General features: G+C 70.2%; 21 protein-coding genes. 11 read left to right on the forward strand and 10 right to left on the reverse strand.

Annotation, left to right across the window (positions count from 1 at the left end; all coding sequences use genetic code 11):
* Positions 1-70 precede the first annotated feature (70 nt).
* Complete coding sequence (locus tag QQK49_RS16865; protein WP_284304955.1) at positions 71-994, forward strand: AEC family transporter; 924 nt, start codon at positions 71-73, stop codon at positions 992-994.
* On the opposite strand, the gene QQK49_RS22910 is transcribed toward QQK49_RS16865, so the two are convergent.
* Positions 966-1,505: a helix-turn-helix transcriptional regulator gene (locus tag QQK49_RS22910; RefSeq protein WP_348536222.1), complete on the reverse strand. Its 540-nt coding sequence runs from the start codon at positions 1,503-1,505 to the stop codon at positions 966-968. The two genes, QQK49_RS16865 and QQK49_RS22910, sit on opposite strands and share 29 nt — an antisense overlap.
* Before the next feature lie 260 nt (positions 1,506-1,765).
* Between QQK49_RS22910 and QQK49_RS16875 the strand changes: the two genes are divergently transcribed.
* A complete protein-coding gene (locus QQK49_RS16875) occupies positions 1,766-3,052 on the forward strand; it encodes a hydroxyacid-oxoacid transhydrogenase (RefSeq protein WP_284304956.1) in 1,287 nt (428 codons plus the stop codon).
* Positions 3,053-3,089: 37 nt separating this feature from the next.
* On the opposite strand, the gene QQK49_RS16880 is transcribed toward QQK49_RS16875, so the two are convergent.
* The 3 genes from QQK49_RS16880 to QQK49_RS16890 all read right to left on the reverse strand — a co-directional run bounded on the left by QQK49_RS16880 (position 3,090) and on the right by QQK49_RS16890 (position 5,457).
* Positions 3,090-3,191, reverse strand: a complete 102-nt coding sequence (locus QQK49_RS16880; RefSeq protein WP_284304957.1) for a methionine/alanine import family NSS transporter small subunit — start codon at positions 3,189-3,191, stop codon at positions 3,090-3,092.
* Positions 3,188-4,807 carry a sodium-dependent transporter gene (locus QQK49_RS16885; RefSeq protein WP_284304958.1) on the reverse strand — a complete coding sequence of 540 codons (1,620 nt, stop codon included), beginning with the start codon at positions 4,805-4,807 and terminating at the stop codon, positions 3,188-3,190. Before QQK49_RS16885 ends, QQK49_RS16880 begins: the two co-directional genes overlap by 4 nt.
* A gap of 125 nt (positions 4,808-4,932) precedes the next feature.
* Entirely contained in the window at positions 4,933-5,457 is a 525-nt protein-coding gene (locus tag QQK49_RS16890; protein ID WP_284304959.1) for a MarR family winged helix-turn-helix transcriptional regulator, read from the reverse strand.
* Positions 5,458-5,750: 293 nt separating this feature from the next.
* Here QQK49_RS16890 and QQK49_RS16895 point away from each other — a divergent pair, with 293 nt between their 5' ends.
* The 5 genes from QQK49_RS16895 (at position 5,751) to QQK49_RS16915 (ending at position 11,433) form a co-directional block, all read left to right on the forward strand.
* Positions 5,751-7,019 carry a homogentisate 1,2-dioxygenase gene (locus QQK49_RS16895; protein ID WP_284304960.1) on the forward strand — a complete coding sequence of 423 codons (1,269 nt, stop codon included), beginning with the start codon at positions 5,751-5,753 and terminating at the stop codon, positions 7,017-7,019.
* A complete protein-coding gene (locus QQK49_RS16900) occupies positions 7,016-7,933 on the forward strand; it encodes a hypothetical protein (protein WP_284304961.1) in 918 nt (305 codons plus the stop codon). Before QQK49_RS16895 ends, QQK49_RS16900 begins: the two co-directional genes overlap by 4 nt.
* Complete coding sequence (gene fahA / locus QQK49_RS16905) at positions 7,930-9,138, forward strand: fumarylacetoacetase (RefSeq protein WP_431310547.1); 1,209 nt, start codon at positions 7,930-7,932, stop codon at positions 9,136-9,138. Before QQK49_RS16900 ends, fahA begins: the two co-directional genes overlap by 4 nt.
* Before the next feature lie 144 nt (positions 9,139-9,282).
* Positions 9,283-10,806 (forward strand): DHA2 family efflux MFS transporter permease subunit, encoded by a 1,524-nt coding sequence (locus tag QQK49_RS16910; protein ID WP_431310595.1) that lies wholly within the window; start codon positions 9,283-9,285, stop codon positions 10,804-10,806.
* 60 nt (positions 10,807-10,866) lie between these two features.
* Positions 10,867-11,433, forward strand: a complete 567-nt coding sequence (locus QQK49_RS16915; protein ID WP_284304963.1) for a LiaF domain-containing protein — start codon at positions 10,867-10,869, stop codon at positions 11,431-11,433.
* Here the strand turns inward: QQK49_RS16915 and QQK49_RS16920 are convergent.
* The gene (locus tag QQK49_RS16920; protein ID WP_284304964.1) at positions 11,357-12,028 is read right to left on the reverse strand and encodes a YihY/virulence factor BrkB family protein; all 672 of its coding nucleotides are present in this window, start codon (positions 12,026-12,028) and stop codon (positions 11,357-11,359) included. The two genes, QQK49_RS16915 and QQK49_RS16920, sit on opposite strands and share 77 nt — an antisense overlap.
* A complete protein-coding gene (locus tag QQK49_RS16925) occupies positions 11,935-12,534 on the reverse strand; it encodes a YihY/virulence factor BrkB family protein (RefSeq protein ID WP_284304965.1) in 600 nt (199 codons plus the stop codon). The genes QQK49_RS16920 and QQK49_RS16925 overlap by 94 nt, the downstream gene beginning before the upstream one ends.
* Positions 12,535-12,720: 186 nt before the next feature.
* Here QQK49_RS16925 and QQK49_RS16930 point away from each other — a divergent pair, with 186 nt between their 5' ends.
* Positions 12,721-14,361 carry an esterase-like activity of phytase family protein gene (locus QQK49_RS16930; protein ID WP_284304966.1) on the forward strand — a complete coding sequence of 547 codons (1,641 nt, stop codon included), beginning with the start codon at positions 12,721-12,723 and terminating at the stop codon, positions 14,359-14,361.
* Positions 14,362-14,431: 70 nt separating this feature from the next.
* Positions 14,432-15,625, forward strand: coding sequence for a dicarboxylate/amino acid:cation symporter (locus QQK49_RS16935; RefSeq protein WP_284304967.1), 1,194 nt, complete (start codon positions 14,432-14,434; stop codon positions 15,623-15,625).
* A gap of 54 nt (positions 15,626-15,679) precedes the next feature.
* On the opposite strand, the gene QQK49_RS16940 is transcribed toward QQK49_RS16935, so the two are convergent.
* Positions 15,680-16,600 carry a PfkB family carbohydrate kinase gene (locus tag QQK49_RS16940; RefSeq protein WP_284304968.1) on the reverse strand — a complete coding sequence of 307 codons (921 nt, stop codon included), beginning with the start codon at positions 16,598-16,600 and terminating at the stop codon, positions 15,680-15,682.
* Between the two features lie 174 nt (positions 16,601-16,774).
* Between QQK49_RS16940 and QQK49_RS16945 the strand changes: the two genes are divergently transcribed.
* Positions 16,775-17,722, forward strand: a complete 948-nt coding sequence (locus QQK49_RS16945) for an NADP-dependent oxidoreductase (protein ID WP_284304969.1) — start codon at positions 16,775-16,777, stop codon at positions 17,720-17,722.
* The gene (locus tag QQK49_RS16950; protein WP_284304970.1) at positions 17,719-18,369 is read left to right on the forward strand and encodes a trimeric intracellular cation channel family protein; all 651 of its coding nucleotides are present in this window, start codon (positions 17,719-17,721) and stop codon (positions 18,367-18,369) included. Before QQK49_RS16945 ends, QQK49_RS16950 begins: the two co-directional genes overlap by 4 nt.
* Before the next feature lie 3 nt (positions 18,370-18,372).
* Here QQK49_RS16950 and QQK49_RS16955 read toward each other — a convergent pair whose 3' ends face one another.
* The 3 genes from QQK49_RS16955 to QQK49_RS16965 all read right to left on the reverse strand — a co-directional run bounded on the left by QQK49_RS16955 (position 18,373) and on the right by QQK49_RS16965 (position 20,283).
* Complete coding sequence (locus tag QQK49_RS16955) at positions 18,373-18,687, reverse strand: OB-fold protein (protein WP_284304971.1); 315 nt, start codon at positions 18,685-18,687, stop codon at positions 18,373-18,375.
* The gene (locus QQK49_RS16960; protein WP_284304972.1) at positions 18,684-18,995 is read right to left on the reverse strand and encodes a hypothetical protein; all 312 of its coding nucleotides are present in this window, start codon (positions 18,993-18,995) and stop codon (positions 18,684-18,686) included. Before QQK49_RS16960 ends, QQK49_RS16955 begins: the two co-directional genes overlap by 4 nt.
* 136 nt (positions 18,996-19,131) lie before the next feature.
* Complete coding sequence (locus tag QQK49_RS16965; protein WP_284304973.1) at positions 19,132-20,283, reverse strand: lycopene cyclase family protein; 1,152 nt, start codon at positions 20,281-20,283, stop codon at positions 19,132-19,134.
* Positions 20,284-20,308 lie beyond the last annotated feature (25 nt).

Below are 20,308 nucleotides of genomic sequence, written 5' to 3' on the forward strand. Positions count from 1 at the left end.
CGCGCCGGGGCCGGGCGGTGGCGCAGAATGCACCGCATGACCATCGACGCGCCGATCGGCTGAGGGCGGGATGCTCGGGGCCCTGACGGGTTTCGCGACGATCGGGATCGTCATCGCCGTCGGCGCGCTCGTGGCCCACCTCGGGCTGTTCGACATGCAGGCCCAGACGATGCTGTCGCGGCTGGCGTTCTTCGTGGCCAGCCCCGCGCTCATGCTGCTGACGATCGGTGAGTCCGACGTCGCGCACGTGCTGTCGGCCAACCTCGTCGCGAGCGTGGCCTCGGTGGTCGTCACCGCGTCGATCCTGCTGGTCATCGCGCGATGGCGGTGGCGGATGAGCGCCGGCGAGGCGACGATCGGCGCGCTGAGCACCACCTACGTCAACGCCGGCAACCTCGGCATCCCGGTCGCCGCCTACGTCCTCGGCGACGCCTCGCTCGTCGCGCCCACCCTGTTGATCCAGTTGCTGGTCATGGCGCCCCTGTCGCTCGCGATCCTCGACCGGTTCGTCCGCGGCGGCGGCGGAGGCGTGCGGCGCACCGTGCTCGGGGCCCTGTCCAACCCGCTGACCGTCGGCTCCCTGCTCGGTCTGGCGCTCGGGCTCAGCGGGTGGACGCTGCCGGAGGTGATCCACGCGCCGCTCGACCTCATCGCCCAGATGGCCGTCCCGGCGATGCTGCTGGCCTACGGGATCGCCCTGCGCCTCGGCCCCGGACTCGGCGCCGGCCTCGGCCGCAAACTGTGGGTGACGTGCTCGCTCAAACTGCTCGTGCAGCCGTTCGTCGCCTACGCGGCCGGGCACTGGATCCTCGGAGCCTCCGGAGCCCCGCTCCTGGCGATCGTCATCACCGCCGCCCTGCCGACGGCGCAGAACATCTTCGTGTACGCCAGCCGCTACGACGTCGGTACCGCCCTGGCCCGCGACACCATCCTCATCACGACCATCGGCTCGGTCCCGGTCATCCTCACCGCCACCCTGCTCCTCTCCCCCTGAGTGAGAAGCCCCGCTCGCCGTCACGTCGGAGGAAGAACAACACCGACGACATCGACGAGGGGCACTCGCGTCGGCGAGGCGCCTGACCTGCGGTGACGCTGGATCGGCACTGCCCCATGTTGTCCGTGTTGTTCTTCGTCCGCGCCGACCGTGGCAGCCGCGGCCTCAGAACTCGTCGTCGGGTGCGTCGGCCTCCTCGGCCGAGACCCGCTCGGCCTTGCGCCGCGCGGAGGAGCCCCATCATCTTGTCGGCGACACCGTCGAGGCGGCCCTTGCGACGTTCGCGTGCATTCATCTCAGTTCTCCCCTCGGGTAGTGGAAACAGGTCCTCGACGCGGGCGTCCAGCGTGCGGGCGATGCGCAGGGCGAGGTACACGCTCGGGGCGTGCTCGCCACGTTCGATCGAGATGATCGTCTGCCGCGAGACACCCACGGCTGCAGCGAGTTCGGCCTGCGTCGTCCGTTGTTCGCGTCGACGCGCGCGCACGGCCACGACGGTGGCGGCGGTCATGCGGATTCCGATCAGTCAGGCTTACTTGACATTCGAAGTCAAGCATTCTTGACACGACATGTCAAACAAACCCGACATCAGTGGGGCATCTGCGCTGAGTGCGGCCCCGCCACCGCCGCACCCACCGCCCGTGGGACAGCCCTTGCGCCGGCCTCACCTCGGGGGCAGGCTTCGGCACAACACCGGATCGACGCCGATCAGGGGGCCCACGTGTCGACGCATCCGTCCCCACGCGCCCCCGACACCGCCAAGGAGGCACCATGACCGACGGCCGCACCGAGGAGACGATCTTCACCTGGGGCGCACCCCCGCTGAAGTTCGGAGCCGGCGCCCTCGACGAGATCGGTTTCGACATCAGCCAGTACGGCGTGAAGCGGGTTCTCGTGCTCACCGACGAGAAGCTGGAGAAGCTCGGTTTCGCCCAGCGGGTCGTCGACTCCCTGTCGCGCCACGGCATCGGGGCCGGCGTGTTCGGGCACGTGCACGTCGAGCCGACCGACAAGAGCTTCACCGAGGCCGTCGACTTCGCGCGCGAGGGCGGGCCGTGGGACGCCTATGTCGCCATCGGCGGCGGCTCGGTCATCGACACGGCCAAGGCGGTCAACCTCCTGCTCACCGACGGCGGAGAACTGTTCGACTACCTCAACGCCCCCATCGGCGACGCCCGTACACCCTCAGGGCAACTCAAGCCCCTGTTCGCCGTGCCGACCACGGCCGGCACCGGCGCGGAGTCGACGGCGATGTGCATCCTCGACGTGCTGTCGATGAAGGTGAAGACGGGCATCAGTCACTGGCGGCTGCGCCCGACGATGGCGATCGTCGACCCGCTGCTGACCCTGTCCCTGCCGCCCGAGGTCACCGCCGCCGCGGGCATGGACATCGTGTGCCACGCGCTGGAGTCCTACACCGCCCGCTGGTACGCCGATCACGACCGCAAGCAGCCGGAGGCGCGGGTCACCTACTGCGGCTCCAACCCGGTCTCCGACCTGTGGTGCGAGCGGGCGATGACGTTGCTGGCGGGGTCGTTCCGCACGGCCGTGGAGCGCGGTGAGGACGACCTGCAGGCGCGCTCGGACATGATGATGGCCGCCACGTTCGCCGGGATGGGCTTCGGCAACGCCGGCGTGCACATCCCCCACGCCAACGCCTACCCGATCGCGGGCATGGTCAAGGAGTATCGGCCCCAGAACTATCCGCAGGGTGAGGCGATGGTGCCGCACGGCGAGTCGGTGTCGTTGACCGCACCCGAGGCGTTCCGGTTCTCCTTCGAGACCAACCCCGAGCGGCACCTGCGCGCCGCGTCGCTCCTCGCCCCGAACGCCGACACGCACTCCGACCCGCGCGAGCAACTGCCCAGCGTGCTCACCCGGCTCATGCGCGACATCGGCATCCCCAACGGCATCTCCGCGGTCGGCTACACCGAGGCCGACATCCCCGAACTGGTGCCCGGCACGATGAAGCAGCAGCGCCTGCTCTCCACCTGCGCCAAGACCCCCACCGAGGAGGACATCGCCGCGATCTTCACGGGATCGCTGCAGAACTGGTGAGGGTCGCGCCCGATCGCGCCGTCTCGCGCGCCGGGCCTCACTCGTCCGGGTTCGCCCGGAGGTGCAGCAGGGCGGCGAGCAGACCTCCCCAGATGACGGCGAGGTAGCAGAGCATCATGATCAGGGCGGCGGTGCTCATTCCGAGTCCTCCTTGCTGGGGGTGTGAGGCCGTCCGTCATCGGAGCGGGAGTCGCGGCGAGGACCGTCCACGCGGGCGGCCTCGGCCTCCTCGCGCGGGTCGTCGAGGTCGACCCCGGCGGCGAGATGGTCCTCGTTCCGCCAGGGCACGAAGGTCATCAGCACCGCCAGGACGACGATGCCGCCCACGACTCCCCACCCGAACGTCGCCAGCAGGGCCCCGGGTAGATCTTCGTACCCGTCCCGCAGGAGGGTGATGACGGACTGTGTGGCGGTCCACCCGAGGATCAGTGGCGTGACGATCCCGAGACACACCGTCCACCAGCCGCCGATCTTGAACGAGCCGACCCCGTTCAGGTGACGGGCGAGCATCGGGGTCTTGCGCACCACCCACACGACGACGACCACCATGACGAGCGTGTTCGACACCAGCAGCACGTTGTTGATCCAGTTGTCGACGACGTCGAGGGTGTTCAGGCCGGTCGTCGTCGGGAAGATCGAGATGGACACGATCGCGGCCACCGTGCCCACCGACAACGTCGCGGCCCGGTGGCTGATGCCGAACTTCTCCGAGATCGCCATCGCCGGCGGCTGCAGGATCGACACCAGGGAGGTGATGCCGGCGAAGACGAGGGTGAGGAAGAAGAGCGACCCGAAGATCTGGCCGAACGGCATCTGCGAGATGAGGGTCGGGAACGCGACGAACGCCAGGCCTGGCCCACCCGCGGCCGCCTCGGAGACGGGGACGCCGGACTGCGCTGCAAGGAATCCGAGCGCGGCGAACACGCCGATGCCGGCGAGCACCTCGAACGCCGAGTTCGAGAACCCGACGACCAGTCCCGACGCGGTGAGGTTGGTCCGCCGCTTCAGGTGCGAGGCGTAGGTGAGCATCGCGCCGAAGGCGACCGACAGGGAGAAGAAGATCTGACCGTAGGCGGCGATCCACACCTGCGGGTCACCCAGGGCGGCCCAGTTCGGGGTGAAGAAGGCGTCGAGCCCGGCCATGGCGCCCGGGAGGAACAGCGAACGGATGACCAGCCCGATGAACAGGGCGATGAGCAGGGGCAGCAGGAACCGGTTGAGACGGCCGATACCCCTCTCCACGCCGATGGCGACGATGGCGATGTTGACGACCCACACGAGGACCAGCGGGATGGCCACGGTGGGTACGAGACCGCCGAACATCGTCGCCTCGCCCTGCTGCAGGAAGGTGCCGGCGAAGAACGCCTCGGCGTCGTCGCCCCAGGCCAGTGTCAGCGAGAACCAGGCGTAGCTGGCGGCCCAGGCGATGACGCACGCGTAGAACGTCGCGATCGCGAGGCACATGAGCACCTGCACCCAACCGAACGGCTCGGTCCACCGACTCAGTCGGCGGAAGGCGAGCGGTGGCGAGCCGCGGAACTTGTGCCCCAACGCGTAATCGAGGAACAGCAACGGGATGCCGGCCGTGAGCAACGCCACGAGGTAGGGGATGAGGAAGGCGCCACCGCCGGAGGAGTAGGCCACGTACGGATACCGCCAGATGTTGCCCAGTCCGACTGCCGATCCGATGGCGGCGAGGATGAACACGGTCCGTGACGAGAACGCCTCACGATGGACGGTACGGGCGACGGTCATGTGCGGCCCTTTCGGCTCGACGGGGGAAGACCAGCCTGCACCAGCAGCACGGCGGCTCGGAGAGATCCCCGGGACCTGAATCGCCGCGGTCGGTCCTTCGTCGGCGAGCGGTCGACGCCGCGCGATCAGTGGCGCCGTCGGATGTCCAGGTCGGTCCGACCGGCGACGAGTTTGTCGAGCAGCCCGACGAGTTGGGCCTGTTCGGACTCGGTCAGGCCACCCGCCCAGTCGACCTCCCGGTCGTGGTGGGCGCGGAACGCCTCGGTGATCTCGGCCACCCCGGCGGGGGTCAGTGCGAGCCTGATCGACCGGCCGTCCTCGGGGTCACGCTCCCGACTGACGACCCCGTCCTCGACGAGGGAGCGCAGGAGGTTGGACAGCGCCGCCCGTGACATGCCGGTGAGTTCGGCCGCGCCCTTGGCCTCGATGGGGCCGGCGAGCCAGAGCACGTAGAGGACACGGAACGCCGCCCAGGACCGCCCGCGCGGCCGGTGCACCGTCGACTCCAGGTCGTAGGTGACGATCCCCGAGGCCCGGTTGAGCATGAGCAACAATTCGGTGACCTCAGCGCGTTCGTAGCCGAATTCGTCGGCCAGCCGCCGACGCGCGAGCGAGGCGAAGGTCCAGAAATCGAGCGGCTCCCGTTCCATGTCCCCCTCCTTCGTCCCGCCGAGCACCCCCGCCGGAACAGCCCCTGCCACCCCGGCCCCGCCACGCTACCCGGCCGGGCCGCAGGCGCCGGGCGGAACCTCCCCCGCGGCGCCCGCACGGCGATCGATCTGCCCGCGTCGACCGAGATAGGCGATTCGGGACCGCCCGACCCCGGACTCGGCGAGGATGGCCCTCTGAGATATCGCGCTCCGACCCCGCGCGGGCGGCCGCTTCGCTAGGGTCAAAAGTAATACATCGATTGACTACCTCGACGAAGAGAGCGAGGGACACCGTGCCCTACTACCGCAACATCGGTCACGTCCCGCCCAAGCGGCACACCCAGCACCGCGACCAGGCCGGCCACCTCTACTACGAGGAGCTCATGGGCGAAGAGGGATTCTTCTCCGACTCCTCGCTGCTCTACCACCGGTCCATCCCCTCGGCGATCTCCGAGTCGCGAAAGTGGCCGATCGAGGATCTCTCACTCACCCCGAACCACCCCCTGCTCCCCCTGCACCTGCAACTGCACGAGCTGTTCGGCGCGGGGGCGGAGAAGGGCGTCGACGCCGTCACCGGTCGGCGCCTCATCCTGGGCAACCCCGACGTGCGCATCACGTACGCGGCCTGCGACACGATCAGCCCGTGGTACCGCAACGCCGTCGGCGACGAATGCGTCTACGTCGAGCGAGGCAACGCCCGCCTTGAGACGGTCTTCGGCGCCTTCGACGTGCGCGAAGGTCACTACGCGATGATCCCCCGCGCCACGACGCACCGCTGGCTGCCGGTCGCCGAGGGCGACGAGGGGTACGTCGAACCGCTGCGGCTGTACTTCATCGAGGCGAACAGCCACATCGGCCCGCCCAAGCGCTACCTCAGCAGGTTCGGGCAGCTCCTCGAGCACAGCCCGTACTGCGAGCGCGACTACACGGTGCCGACGGCGCCCCTGCTGGCCGAGGACGTCGGTGACGACCCCGACGCGCCCACCGAGGTCTACATCAAGCACCGCGGCAACGGCCCCGCCGGCATCGGCGGCACCATCCACGTCATCCCGTTCCACCCGCTCGACGTCGTGGGCTGGGACGGCTGCCTGTACCCGTTCCTGTTCCACATCAGCGACTACGAGCCGCTGACCGGCCGGGTGCACCAGCCGCCGCCCACGCATCAGGTGTGGGAGGGCAACAACTTCGTGGTCTGCAACTTCGTGCCGCGCAAGGTGGACTACCACCCGCTGTCCATCCCGGTGCCCTACTACCACAGCAACGTCGACTCGGATGAGGTCATGTTCTACACGGCCGGCAACTACGAGGCCCGCAAGGGTTCGGGCATCGACCGCGGGTCGATCTCGCTGCACCCGGGCGGGCACGCGCACGGTCCACAGCCGGGGGCGATGGAAGCCTCGCTCGGGGCGGAGTACTTCGATGAGACGGCGGTCATGGTCGACACCTTCCGTCCGTTGGACCTCGGCGAAGGCGCTCTGGCCTGCAACGACCCCCGCTACCAGTACTCCTGGACCGGCGGGAAGCCCGGCGGATCGACACCAGGGCCCGAGGGCCCGAGATGACCGAGGGCCCGGCGGCGACCGCCCCACCGGTCGCCGCCGCCGACATCCCGGCGATCGTCCACCGCCTGTGTGACGACACGTCGATGTTCGCGCCCTCCCGCGTCCCGCTCGCCGAGGCGCTCGCGACGCACGTGGCGCACTCCCGCTCGAGCCACCGCCGGCTCATCGGGCCGCTCGTCGTGGCGGGTGACCGGCTCGAAGAGCTGCGGCGACTCACCGCGAACCTGCCGAGCCGGTCTCTGTGGATGGCGCTCGCCGTCCCGGCGCCCTCCGACCTCGGTGAGGCGCTGCGCCTGGCCACGTCCATCGACGCGGTGCGCCTCGCGGGCGCCGAGGTCGACCTGCCGCCGGCGTTCGACCCGACCGAGGTGGTCGCGGCCATCGCCGCCGGCCTCGATCACGCCGACGTCACCGACACCGAGATCTACGTGGAGGTCCCCCGTGACGACCGGCGGATCGCCGTGCTCGACGCCCTGGCCGACTCCGACTTCGACGCCAACCTCAACTTCGAGACCAACGGCGACGATCCCCGCGCCGGGCACCCGGTGACCCACCCCGCCGACGAGATCCTCGACGCGGTGGCGCGCCACCTGCCGTTCAAGGTCCGCTCCGGCCTGCAGCACGCCGTGTCGGGGGCGCGGGGTGGCAGCGAACAGTACGGATTCCTCAACGTGTTCCTCGCGGTCGACGCCGCCAGGCAGGGAGTCGACAGCGAGCAGAACGGCCTGCGCGACAGGGTCACGGCCGTCCTCGCAGACCGCGACGGTGAGAGTGTCGCGCGCCGGGTCCGTAGTCTCGGGCCGGAGCGGGCCGTGGCCGTCCGATCCTCGTTCACCTCGCTCGGCACGGCCTCGATCACCGACCCGCTCGACGAACTCATCGACCTCGGTCTCATCGACCACGAAGGAGCATGATGATCACCCTGTCGATTCCGAAGGACTCCGGATTCGGACTCGCCAACCTGCCCTACGGCGTCTACTCCGTCGGGGGCGCCGCACCGCGTGTGGGCACCCGGGTGGGCGACACCGTGGTCGATCTCGCCCTCGTCCTCGCGGCCGAGGACCCCGGCGCGGAGGCCCTGTTCGCCACGGACAGCCTCGCGACGTTCATGTCCACCGGGCCCGCCAAGTGGGCCCAGGTGCGCGAGACGTTGCAGCGGGTGCTCGCCGGTGAGGTTCCGAAGGAGGCCCTGCACCCGGTCGCGTCGGTGCGGATGCACCTGCCGTGCGAGTTCGCCGACTACGTCGACTTCTATGCCAGCGAGCACCACGCCTCCAACCTCGGGCGCCTGTTCCGCCCCGACAACCCTGACCCGCTCATGCCCAACTGGAAGCACCTTCCGGTCGGCTACCACGGCCGCAGTTCGACGATCGTGGAGTCCGGGGTCGACATCGTGCGGCCCTCGGGTCAGCGCAAGGGGCCAGGGGACGAGGAGCCGACGTTCGGGCCGTCCACCCGGCTCGACATCGAGGCCGAGATGGGGTTCATCGTCGGCGTCGGCAACGAGATGGGCAGCCGGATCTCCGTGGACGACGCGAGCACGCACCTGTTCGGCGCCGTGATCTTCAACGACTGGTCGGCGCGTGACATCCAGGCGTGGGAGTACGTGCCGCTCGGCCCCAACCTGGGCAAGAGCTTTGCCAGCTCGGTCTCGCCGTGGGTGGTGCCGATGGCGGCGTTGGCCGACGCCAAGGTGTCGACGCCCACGCAGGACCCGACTCCACTGCCCTACCTGCACATGGACGACCCGTGGACCCTCGACGTCGACCTCGAGGTCGAGTGGAACGGGCAGGTCGTCTCCCGCCCGCCGTTCCGCACGATGTACTGGTCGCCGGCGCAGATGCTCGCGCACACCACCGTCAACGGGGCGCGCACCCGCACGGGCGACATCTTCGCCTCGGGAACGATCTCGGGGCCCGACAAGGAGCAGCGCGGCGCGTTCATCGAGCTCACCTGGGGCGGAAAGGAACCCATCCAGGTGGGCGGTGAGGAGCGCACGTTCCTCCAGGACGGCGACACCATCACGATCCGCGCCACCGCCCCCGGCGCGAACGGCGAGCGCATCAGCTTCGGCGAGGTCACTGCGACGATCCTGCCCACCCCACCGCTCCGCCCTTGACGCGCACTCCCCCATCCACGTGAGACCGGTAGCGTTGAAACCGGTGGCCATCGGCTTCGGTCCGAGCGCTACCCTCCGGTTTGAGGTGGGTCGCTCGGGGCGCGCCGGATGCACGACCTCGGAGGGCCAGTGAGTGACAACGTGATGCCGACGGACGGCGCCGTCCCTCCTGCCGAGGCACCCGGCCCGCCGGCGGGACGTCCGGGCCTGGAGCCCGGGCTGCCGGAGAACCCCTGGCCCGCGCTGTGGGCGTTGGTGCTCGGGTTCTTCATGATCCTCGTGGACTCGACGATCGTGTCGATCGCGACGCCGGCGCTGATGAACCACTTCGGCGCCGACATCAACGCCGTGCTCTGGGTGACCAGCGCCTACCTGCTGGCCTACGCCGTCCCGCTCCTCGTCACCGGGCGACTCGGGGATCGGGTCGGCCCCAAGCGGATGTACCTCATCGGTCTGGCGGTCTTCACCGCCTCGTCGCTGTGGTGCGGGCTCACCGGGTCGATCGGTGGCCTCATCGCCGCGCGTGTGGTGCAGGGCCTCGGCGCCTCGATGATGACGCCGCAGACGATGTCGGTCATCACCCGCACGTTCCCGGCGGAGCGCCGCGGCGGTGCGATGGCGATGTGGGGCGCGACGGCCGGGGTGGCCACGCTCGTCGGGCCGCTGCTCGGCGGCGTCCTCATCGACACCCTCGGGTGGGAGTGGATCTTCTTCGTCAACGTCCCGGTCGGCCTGATCGCCGGGTGGCTCGCGTGGCGCCTGGTCCCGAGCCTGACCACGCACGCGCACTCCTTCGACTGGATCGGGGTCGCGCTGTCGGCGATCGGCCTCTTCTGCGGCGTGTTCGCCATCCAGGAGGGGTCGGCCTACGACTGGGGGACGATCGCCGGCCCGATCTCGGTGCCACTCCTGCTGGTCGTCGGCGGAGTCCTCCTCGTGGCGTTCGTGTGGTGGCAGACCCGGGTGCGCAGCGAACCCCTGGTGCCCCTGTCGTTGTTCCGCGATCGCAACTTCTCGTTGGCCAACATCGGGATCGTCGCGGTCGGATTCGCGGTGACCTCCTTCGTCTTCCCCTTCACGATCTACGCCCAGACCGTCCGTGGCCTCAGCCCGACCGGCGCCGCGCTGCTCATGGCGCCCCAGGCCGTGATGTCGATCCTCCTGGCGCGACCGGCCGGCAAGCTCGTCGACCGGGTGCATCCGCGACTGCTGGCCGGAATCGGCATCCTCGGGTGGTCGCTCAGCCTCTTCGCGCTCAGCCGCATCATGGTGCCGACGACGCCGACGTGGATGATCCTGCTCAACGCCGCGTGCCTCGGTGCGGCGGCCTCGCTGGTGTGGGGCCCGTTGTCGACGTCGGCGAGCCGCAACCTGCCCCCGCAGCTGGCCGGTGCCGGGTCGGGGGTCTACAACACGACGCGGCAGATCGGCTCGGTGCTCGGCAGCGCCGCCCTCGCCGCGCTCATGCAGTCCCGCCTCGCCCACCACCTGTCGACCGGGTCGGCCGCGCCGCACCTCGACCGCGGCATCGCCCTGCCCCCGGAGATCGCCGCGAAGTTCTCGACGGCCCTGGCCGAGTCGATGCTGCTGCCCGCGACGATCCTGCTCGTGGGATGGGTCGCCGCCCTGTTCTTCGAGCGGCCCCGGCACATGCGTCGCCCGAGGTAGCGACGGCAGCGTCCCCCGGATTCCTTCCCCCTGTCATGGGCCCTCGCTAGCCTGGGCACCATGACGGCACACGGAGGTCCCGAACCCCAGGACCGCATCCCCCACCGACCGGCGACACCCGAGCTCGGCGACGACCGCATGCCCGTCATCAGGCCCGACGGGGTCATCGAGCAGCCCCCGCCGGTCTCCGGTGAGGTCGCGCGGCGCCAGCAGGCGAGTCCACCGAGTCCGTCGGTCCCCCCGGAGACGAGCCTGACCGCGGTGCTGGGCGACTGCCGTCGCGAGGGCCTGTGGCGCGTGGCCCGCACGACGCGGGTGTACTCGGTCATGGGAGACGTCGTCCTCGACCTGCGTCAGGCGGTCTTCGACGACGACCTCGTGCAGATCTACGCCTACACGATGATGGGCGACGTCAAGGTCATCGTCCCGCCCGGATTCGAGGTGCACCTGCGGGGGTTCTCCCTGCTCGGCGACCTCAAGCACAAGGACCACTCGGAGACGGGGACGCCGGTCGAGCGGCCGCGCACGGTGGTCATCACGTGCTCGGGGGTCATGGGCGACGTGAAGGTGAAGACCCTCGACGTCGGCCAGGTCGAACCGAAGTGGTGGAAGCGCCGGAAGGGCTGAGCCCCTCGGCCTGTCGCGTGGCCGGCGTTCTCGGGGCCTCCGGCGACCCCACGTCCATGGCCCGACCGGTCTCCGGCCTGGTCGGCAGGAGCGAGCCCGTCACGGCGTGGTAGGGCCATTCGAGGGTGTGCGGCGCGGAGAGCGTGACGTAGTTGGGGCGCTCCGCCAGGCGGATGGCCTCCGGCGTCAACGGGAACGGCACCGGGGGCGGGTTGGCGGTCCAGGCCGCGACCAGCAGCGTGAGTCGCACGCCGAGGTTGACCAGAAGCGCCAGCGTCGCGACGGCGGCGAAGGACGCGAGCACGGGATCGCTGACGGCACCGACCAGCGAGGTGCCCGCCAGCCGGAGCACTCCCGTGCCGCACGCGCCGAGGATCGCCCCGAGGACGAGGTCGCGCCGCACCACCCTGACCCCCGCGGTGACGCGGAAGAGCATGACGAACACCAGCGCGTCGACGAGGCCGGCCACGACGATGGCGGTCACCGTGAGCACCGGTGCCGTCACACCGTCGACGATCCCGAGCCACGCGAACAACGGACGACCCAGCGGTCCGACCGCCGTGGACAGCGTGAACGCCGTGAGGATGCCGAGCACGAGACCGATGAAACCGAGCAGATCGCGCCCCTTGCCGATGACGATCGGCAGCGGCGCACCCCGAGGCCGAACATCGCGCGCACGGCCCTCCGCAGACCGGTCATGACGCTGAGCGCGGCCCAGAAGGCGACGACCATGGAGATGAAGGTCACCGGGTTCCAGTAGGAGTCGACGATGAGGCTCGTCGGGTCGATCACCCCCTGCCCGCTGCCGTCGTCGATGAGGCCGGGGATCACGGAGTTGACCGCCGCGCGGGCGTCGTCGAGCAGGGAGGGGTTCTGCCCGAGGAAGGTGCGCCCGGCGTTGACGAGGATCGTCACCACCGCGGTCATCGACAACAGCGCCGACCAGGTGACGCCACCGGAGAACAGGCCTCCACGTCCGAAGTGGTACCGCATGCCGGCGCGGGCGATGCGCGCCTCGAGCGTGCGTCGCCACAGCGCCCCCAGAGCTCCGCGCAGGCGGTCGGACGCCGATGTGGGGCGCCGGGGTGCGCGGTAGGCCATGACGACAACCTAGTGCCGATCCACGGGCGGAGATCCTTCCCGTCCGTCCCATTCGCCCGACCTCGACGGGGAGGTCACCTGCGGCCCCGGCGAACTCCGCCGATCGTTCATCTGAGGTCCGATCGCCGGCCACGCGGCAGGTGCTCTACTGCAGGCGCCCCTCCCTGCCTGCCTCCTGGAGTCATCATGACGCCGCGCCTGTCCGCTGCCCTCGCCCTCGCGCTCACCCTTCCCGCCACGGCGGCCGTCGCGATCCCGTCCTCCGTGCAGGCCGCGCCGACGTCCGGGCCGGAGAAGACACCGCGCGTCACGCTCGTCCAGCGGTCGATCCTGCCCACCGGCACGTTCACGCCCGGCAGCGAGCCCTCGGGGCACCTCGTCAAGGGCAACGAGGCGTTCCCGGCGCCGTTCCGCGGCCAGCCGGTCCAGGGCTTCTCCGCCACCCACCGTCTGGGCGACGGCAGCTATCTCGTCATGAGCGACAACGGATTCGGCGCCAAGGACAACAGCGCCGACTACCTGCTCGCCGTGCACCGCATCCGGCCGGGCAAGGCGGATGCGGGCAAGCCGGGCGCGCCGGCGAAGACGACGTTCATCAACACGGTCTTCACCCTGTCGGACCCCGACGGGCTCATTCCCTGGCAGATCTGGCGCGACGGCGGGTGCGCCGCGGCCACCGACAAGCCGGCCAACCTCACCTGCCCGAAGGCCGACCGCGCGCTCACGGGTTGGGACTTCGACCCGGAGTCGATGCAGGTGGCCGCCGACGGCACGTTCTGGTTCGGCGAGGAGTTCGGCCCCTACCTGCTGCACACCGATCAGTTCGGCCGCCTGCTGTCGCCGCCGGTGCCGACGCCAGGGGTCAAGTCACAGTCCAACCCGACGCTGCGCGCCGGTGAGAAGCCGAACCTGGCCAACTCCAAGGGATTCGAGGGCATGGCGATGTCTCCGGACCGGCGCACCCTCTACCCGCTGCTCGAGGGCGCCACGGCCGAGGACAAGGCCGCCGGCCGCGCGAGCGACCTGCGCATGTTCGAGGTGTCGATCGCGAAGCACCGCGCCCGGTACACGGGTGCGCTGTGGCGGTACCGCATGGAATCGCCCGAGCACGCCATCGGCGACATGATCGCCGTCAACGATCACCAGTTCCTCGTCATCGAGCGCGACAACCTGCAGGGCGCCGAGGCGAGGTTCAAGCGGATCTACCTCGCGGACATCAAGGGCGTGAAGTCCGGCGGATACGTGCGCAAGCAGCTCGTGGCCGACCTCATGGACGTCGCCGACCCGAAGAACGTCGGGGGCCAGGGCGAGCGGTTCACCTTCCCGTTCTTCACCATCGAGGACGTCGAGATCGTCGACCGCGACACGATCGCCGTGATGAACGACAACAACTTCCCGGCGATGGGTGGCCGCGGCCCGAAGGTTCCCGACGAGAACGAGTACATCGAGCTGGGCCTGCCCACGCCGCTGGAGGTGGACAAGCGTCTGCTCGGATCGTTCGTCCCGTACGGCCCGCAGAAGGGAAAACCCCGACTCGCACGTCTTCAACGTCGACAAGCCGCTGCAGGCCGGGTCCCGCTGGCTGGAGTACTACGGCATCAGCGGCTCGGCCGACGACCTCACCCGCATCACCACCGACGGCTCCGAGAACAACACCAACTGGATCAAGATGCGGATCAACCGCACCGGCGAACCGATCTCGTTCGTCCAGGTGCCGTACTCCCGGTACTGAGGCGCCCGCAGCGACGTGGGTGGGGTTCGGCCGGCAGGCCGAACCCCACCGCCGTCGTAGCGAGTGAGGCTTCCACGTGGTTCGTCGCCGTCTGATGGATCACAACGCAGTGCCACCGGGGCGAATCGGGCTCCGCCCAGGGCATCTCGTCTCTATCCTCAGGCCATGAACTCGCGCAAGATCGGTCTGCTGCCGCGGATCCTCATCGCCATCGTCCTCGGCATCATCTGTGGACTCTTCTTCCCCGACTGGCTCACCAAGGTCTTCGTCACCTTCAACGGCCTGTTCGGAGGATTCCTGTCCTTCATCATCCCGCTGATCATCCTGGGCCTCATCGCGCCGGCGATCTCCGAGCTCGGCAAGGGCGCCGGTAAGTGGCTCGCCGTGACGACGGCCATCGCCTACGGCTCGACGATCTTCGCGGGGCTCTTCGGATTCGGGGCGGCGATGGCGTTCCTGCCGACGCTGCTGGCCGGGCGTCAGGCGGCCTCGTTCACCAACCCCGAGGAGGCTCTGCTCACCCCGTACTTCACGGTGGAGATGCCGCCGGTGTTCGGGGTCATGACCGCGCTCCTGCTGGCGTTCACCATCGGCGTCACGCTCACGGTCATCCAGGGCGAGACGTTGCAGCGGGGGTTCGTCGAGTTCCGCGAGATCATCAACAAGGTCATCACCGCGGTCATCATCCCGCTGCTGCCGCTGTACATCTTCGGCATCTTCCTCAACATGACGGCCGTCGGTGAGGTCTGGGCCATCATCTCGACGTTCCTCGGCGTCATCCTCATGGTGTTCGCGCTGACGGTGGTGCTGCTGCTGATCCAGTTCACCATCGCGGGCGCCGTGGCGCGCCGCAACCCGTTCAGGATGCTCAAGACGATGCTGCCGGCGTACGCCACCGCGTTGGGGACGTCGTCCTCGGCCGCGACCATCCCGGTGACGTTGCGCCAGGCGATCGTCTCGGGCGTCTCGGAGCCGGTCGCCTCGTTCGTCATCCCCCTGTGCGCGACGATCCACCTCGCCGGTTCGACCATCAAGATCACGGTGTTCTCCCTGGCCGTGATGATGCTCTACGGCATCCCGATCGACCCTCTGACCGTCGTGGGCTTCATCATGATGCTCGGCATCACGATGGTGGCGGCGCCCGGCGTGCCCGGCGGCGCGATCATGACCGCCGCCGGTCTGCTCACCTCGATGCTCGGGTTCACCGAGCCGCAGGTCGGGCTGATGATCGCCACGTACATCGCCATCGACTCCTTCGGCACGGCCACCAACGTCACCGGTGACGCCGCGATCGCCACGGTCGTCGACAAGATGACCGAGCGAAACCACCGCCGGGTCGAAGCGCGCCAGGTCGCCTGACCCGAAGCCACCGCAAGCGCCGCCCGCATCTCCCACGGGCGGCGCTTCGCGTGCTCACCGACGGGCGAACTCGCGTGCCCGGTCCAACCACGCCCGGGTGCCTCTGGTCTCACAGGATCGTGACGCGACCGTTGCAGCGACCTCGAGAGGGTCGGGGACACCGGCGGCGAGGCCCCACGCGTAGGCGCCGTGCAGGGCGTCGCCGGCGCCGAGGGTGTCGAGGGCCTCCACGAGGGGAGGACGGGTCCGTCCGTTCACGAGCGTGCCGCCGGGCTCACGCTCGATCCAGGCGATGTCTCCCCCACCGGCGGTGATTCCGGCCAGTCGATGTCCCGACCCGGTGCCGATGATCCGCATGAGTCGACCGAGACGGGCCTCCACCGACTCCTCACGCCCCTCGAGTCGGAACGCGGCCGAGGCGAGGACGTGGGTGCATCCCGGGAACAGGTCGCGCATCGGCGGCTTCCACCGACCCGCATCGAGGACCCGCGGCACACCGAGACGAGCACCGTGGCCCAGCGCTGCGGCAGCGAGGTCCGGGTGGTGTCCGTCGACGAGGACGACGTCGACCTCGGGCATCGCGCCCTCCGAGGCTGGATCGTCAGCGGCGTCTGGGGCGTCAGGGGCGTCGATCGCGGCGGAGGTCGCGTCGAGACCGACCACGCGCCGGGTCCCGTCCGACTCCACCGTGATGCTCGAGACCGGCGGCGTGCCGTCACGGGCCACGTCGACGAGCCGCACTCCGCAGCCGGCGAGGTCGGCGCGGATCAGGTCGGCGGCGGGTCCGTCACCTACGCGCGAGAGCAGCGTCGCCTCCCCGCCGAGGGCCGCGAAGACGACGGCCGCGTTGAGGGCCGGGCCACCTCCGGCCAGGAGCTGCCAGGTCGCGGTCACCTTCTCGTCAGGCCCCGGCGCACGCTCGACGTGGCTGACGACGTCGAGCGTGGCCAACCCGGCGAACAGTCCTCGGATCACCCACTCAGGGTAGGAAGGTCCACACGTTCCAGACCGAGGAGCCCTTTCCGGCACCGCCTACAGGAGTGGACGCCTCTACGCGCACCGGACATTCGCGGCGTCGCCGAGCCGAGTGCACCGAGATCCGGTGGCCCCCGGGTTGGGTCGGGCTCCGATTCGCGGGAGAATCCAGACATGCGAGCTGCAGTGATCGACCGCTTCGGCGGCCCGGACGAATTCCGCATCGTCGACGACGCCCCCGCTCCGAGTGCGGGCGCGGGTGAGGTCGTGGTGCGCGTGAGCGCGGCCGGCGTCAACCCGCTCGACTACAAGATCCGCGACGGATCCTCGGGCATGGCCTCCCGTCTGCGCGACGAGGACTTCCCGCTCATCCTCGGCCGTGAGTGCTCCGGCGTGATCACGGAGGTCGGCGAGGGGGTCACCGACCTCGCCGTCGGCGACCGGGTCTTCGGGATGGCACCCCTGGACAACAAGGGCCAGTGCTACGCCGAACTCACCGCGCTCCCCGCGGACGCGCTCGCGCGCTCACCCGAGGGCGTCGAGGACACGACGCTCGGCGGGCTCTCGCTCGTGGGACTCACTGCGTGGGTGGCCGTGCACGACCTGGCCGAGGTGACCGGCGACGACATCGTGCTCGTGCACGGCGGAGGCGGCGGTGTGGGCCACCTCGCCGTCCAGTTGGCCGCGGCCACCGGCGCGCAGGTCTACGCCACCGCGTCGGCGCGCAACGCCGAGCGGATCACCGCGGCGGGCGCCACCCACGTCGACTACGGGCAGGAGGACTTCGCCCAGGTCACGCCGCGCCCGACGGTCATCATCGACTGCGTGTACTTCGGCACCTACGAGCCCTCCCTGGACCACCTGGCCGAGGGCGGACGCCTCGTGCTCCTGCCCTCCCTCGCCGACCTCGGCCCCGCCAAGGAGCGCGGCATCGAGGCGTCGATCCCGACGATCGCGCCCGACCGGGAGCGGCTCGATGCCCTGGCGAGCCGGGTCGCGGACGGGTCGTTGACGCTGACCGTCGCCGATGCCCTCCCGTTGTCGGAGGTCGCCCGGGCGCACCAGATCCTCGAGGACGGGCACGCCCCCGGCAAGATCGTCCTGGCCGTCGCCGGCGAGTGAGTCTGCTCTTCGCGGTCGACCTCCTCGGGGTCTTCTGCTTCGCGCTGTCCGGGGCCCTGCTGGCCTCGAGCAAGCGGTTCGACATCCTCGGATCGCTGCTGCTCGGGGGCCTGGCGGGGCTCGGCGGCGGCATCACCCGCGACCTCCTCATCGACATCGGGGTGCCGGTCGCGTTCGACAACCCGGCGTACTTCGTCGCGCCGTTGCTCGCCGCGGTCGTCGTCAAGGTCGGGCTGCTCGGTCCCGGACGTCTGCGACGGACGTTGCTGCTGTTCGACGCCGGCGGGCTCGCGCTGTTCTGCGTCAGTGGCACGCTCATCGCGCTGGGCGCGGGACTCAACCCGATCGGCGCCGCGCTCATGGGGGTCACGACGGCTTGCGGCGGAGGGCTCTTGCGCGACGTCGTCGCCAACGAAGTACCACAGATCATCCGCCGCGACGGCGGCCTCTACGCGGTCCCCGCCGCCGTGGGAGCCGGGCTCGTCGCCCTGTCGTGGCAGCTGGGTCACAACCCGGACGTGCGGGTGGGCCCCGCCGAGATCATCGTCATCGTGCTCGTCTTCACCTTCCGAGGGCTCGCCCTACGGCAGGGCTGGCGCCTGCCCCCGGCCGGACCGGTCCCCCCGCGCTCCGGCGAGGTCCGCTGAGTCCTACGTGGTCACCTTCATCGAAGCGGCGTTCATCGTGTAACCGATCACCTCACCGACGCCCCGCATCTCGCCGACGACGGTGATCTTCTGCCCCTTCTTGAAGCCGGCGACAGTCGATCGCTGGCCCTCGTCGAGAAAGACCTGCACCCCGGTCAGGGTGACACTGTCGCCCTTGGTGGGTCCCAGGCTGAAGTAGTCGCCCGAGGAATCGATGTTGGTCAGGGTTCCCGTCACCTGCACCATTTTGCCCTTGTACTTGTCCGCCGCGGACAAGGCGTTCTCGTCCAACTCCTTCAGCAACGCATCAGCCGTCACCGTGAACTCCGGCTCGGTCGACGTCGCTGCAGGCTCTCCTCCCGGCTGCGCCTGCCCCCCTGGGACGTGCCGTCCGGGGCCATGACCGCCGTCGTGGCAGCCAGCAGCGCCGCAGCCCCGCATCCACCGAACAGCAGCAGCCCGAGCGCCACGATCATCGAAACCACGCACCCCACCCGCTTGTACCAGGGACGCTTACCGGGCGGCGGGTAGGCGCCGTACGCCCCCGGATGCGGACCACGGGAACCCGGGCCGTACTGCCCCGGGCGACCGCTGAAGTCGGGATTCTCTCCGGGATGATGTGACATGAACGAGCCTCTCGAACGAAGGGCTTCCGCTCGCACCGAGGTGGCCAGGAAGGTTGGTGGCGAACAAGGCTCCCAGTATGTCGACCCGCGGCAGCCCTGTCCCGACAGGCCCCAGCCGTTTTCGGCGCCGAGCCGATCAGCGACCTGCCGCCAGGCTCGCGGGCCCTCGTCCGAACGTCGCCCGTACGAGTTCGACCATGTCGCGCGGCGGCATCCGCACCCACATCCGCGCCATCGACGTGAGCAACGGCGACGCGGTCGACGACCGGTCGAGGAAGGCCCGCTGCGAGGGCGCGGGCACCCGCGAGAAGGCGTCGAACAACGCCAGCGTCCCCTCGACGTCGAGACGCAGGAGCGCCCGCAGTCCCAGGTTGCGCAGCACCTCCGCGCCCGGTGGCGCCTCGCGCTGCGGCCACTCCTGCCCGGCGGCGAGTCGGTCGGCGACCATCGGTGCGGCGCGCAGGGAATGGGCGACCGAATAGCCGGTGACGATGTTCCCGCCGCCGCCTGCGGTGCCGAACGCGTGCGCCCCGGCCGGCGCGGGGGCGGCGCGTCCACGCATGGGGATGACGACGTGCTCCTCCTTGAGCGGCGCTGCCAGGACGGCCGGTTCGACGCCGCGGCGGCGCAACCGGCGGTGCAGCCTCTCGCGGAGTTCGGGCAGGTCCAGGGCCGGGAACGCCGCGAGCGCGGTCTCCTCCAGCAGCGTCGTCCCGTCGCCCAGGGGAATCGCGTAGAGGAACGTCGGCACCGCGCGCGCGTCGGGACGCGCGGGGTCCGGCGCCCAGTCCAGGGCCCAGTCCATGAGGAGCCCTGAGTGACCCCGCAAGGCGGGCCGGGCATCGTCGTCCGCGACGACGATGCCGTAGGCAGTCTGGGCCGGTCCGTCGTCGAGCGGTCGGCGTGGATCGGGTCGGGCGCCACGGGCATCGACGACGACGCGGGCCTCGCGGCGCAGGGCGCTGACACCGGCGTCGTCCAGGCGTTGCTCCCGGATCTCGACACCGCGCAGGTGCAGGTGGGCCTGCACACCGGCGTTGTCGAGGACGACATACGTGCGCGGCAACGGGCGCGGCATGGGGGCCGCCATCGCGGGGCGGTCGATGCGCGACCGCAGCGCCGCATCGGGGAGCAGTCCGGCGATCTCGTCGGCCCACACGCCGTAGGTCGGCCGCCACGGGGCCTGCGGTGCGGGGTCGATCGCCAACACGTTCAACCCGCGCGCGGCACAGTGGTGTGCCAGGGAACGTCCGGCCGGTCCGAGTCCGACGATCGCCACATCACGCACAGGGCCACCCTGTCATGACGCGGCC

This window comes from Mobilicoccus caccae (assembly GCF_030161635.1).
Lineage (GTDB): Bacteria > Actinomycetota > Actinomycetes > Actinomycetales > Dermatophilaceae > Mobilicoccus > Mobilicoccus caccae.

What these genes read in the sequence shown, in the direction of transcription:
- QQK49_RS16865 (WP_284304955.1), top strand. Translation starts at nt 71, where the DNA reads ATGCTCGGGGCCCTGACGGGTTTCGCGACGATCGGGATCGTCATCGCC.
- QQK49_RS22910 (WP_348536222.1), bottom strand. Translation starts at nt 1,505, where the DNA reads ATGACCGCCGCCACCGTCGTGGCCGTGCGCGCGCGTCGACGCGAACAA.
- QQK49_RS16875 (WP_284304956.1), top strand. Translation starts at nt 1,766, where the DNA reads ATGACCGACGGCCGCACCGAGGAGACGATCTTCACCTGGGGCGCACCC.
- QQK49_RS16880 (WP_284304957.1), bottom strand. Translation starts at nt 3,191, where the DNA reads ATGAGCACCGCCGCCCTGATCATGATGCTCTGCTACCTCGCCGTCATC.
- QQK49_RS16885 (WP_284304958.1), bottom strand. Translation starts at nt 4,807, where the DNA reads ATGACCGTCGCCCGTACCGTCCATCGTGAGGCGTTCTCGTCACGGACC.
- QQK49_RS16890 (WP_284304959.1), bottom strand. Translation starts at nt 5,457, where the DNA reads ATGGAACGGGAGCCGCTCGATTTCTGGACCTTCGCCTCGCTCGCGCGT.
- QQK49_RS16900 (WP_284304961.1), top strand. Translation starts at nt 7,016, where the DNA reads ATGACCGAGGGCCCGGCGGCGACCGCCCCACCGGTCGCCGCCGCCGAC.
- fahA (WP_431310547.1), top strand. Translation starts at nt 7,930, where the DNA reads ATGATGATCACCCTGTCGATTCCGAAGGACTCCGGATTCGGACTCGCC.
- QQK49_RS16910 (WP_431310595.1), top strand. Translation starts at nt 9,283, where the DNA reads ATGCCGACGGACGGCGCCGTCCCTCCTGCCGAGGCACCCGGCCCGCCG.
- QQK49_RS16915 (WP_284304963.1), top strand. Translation starts at nt 10,867, where the DNA reads ATGACGGCACACGGAGGTCCCGAACCCCAGGACCGCATCCCCCACCGA.
- QQK49_RS16925 (WP_284304965.1), bottom strand. Translation starts at nt 12,534, where the DNA reads ATGGCCTACCGCGCACCCCGGCGCCCCACATCGGCGTCCGACCGCCTG.
- QQK49_RS16930 (WP_284304966.1), top strand. Translation starts at nt 12,721, where the DNA reads ATGACGCCGCGCCTGTCCGCTGCCCTCGCCCTCGCGCTCACCCTTCCC.
- QQK49_RS16935 (WP_284304967.1), top strand. Translation starts at nt 14,432, where the DNA reads ATGAACTCGCGCAAGATCGGTCTGCTGCCGCGGATCCTCATCGCCATC.
- QQK49_RS16945 (WP_284304969.1), top strand. Translation starts at nt 16,775, where the DNA reads ATGCGAGCTGCAGTGATCGACCGCTTCGGCGGCCCGGACGAATTCCGC.
- QQK49_RS16960 (WP_284304972.1), bottom strand. Translation starts at nt 18,995, where the DNA reads ATGTCACATCATCCCGGAGAGAATCCCGACTTCAGCGGTCGCCCGGGG.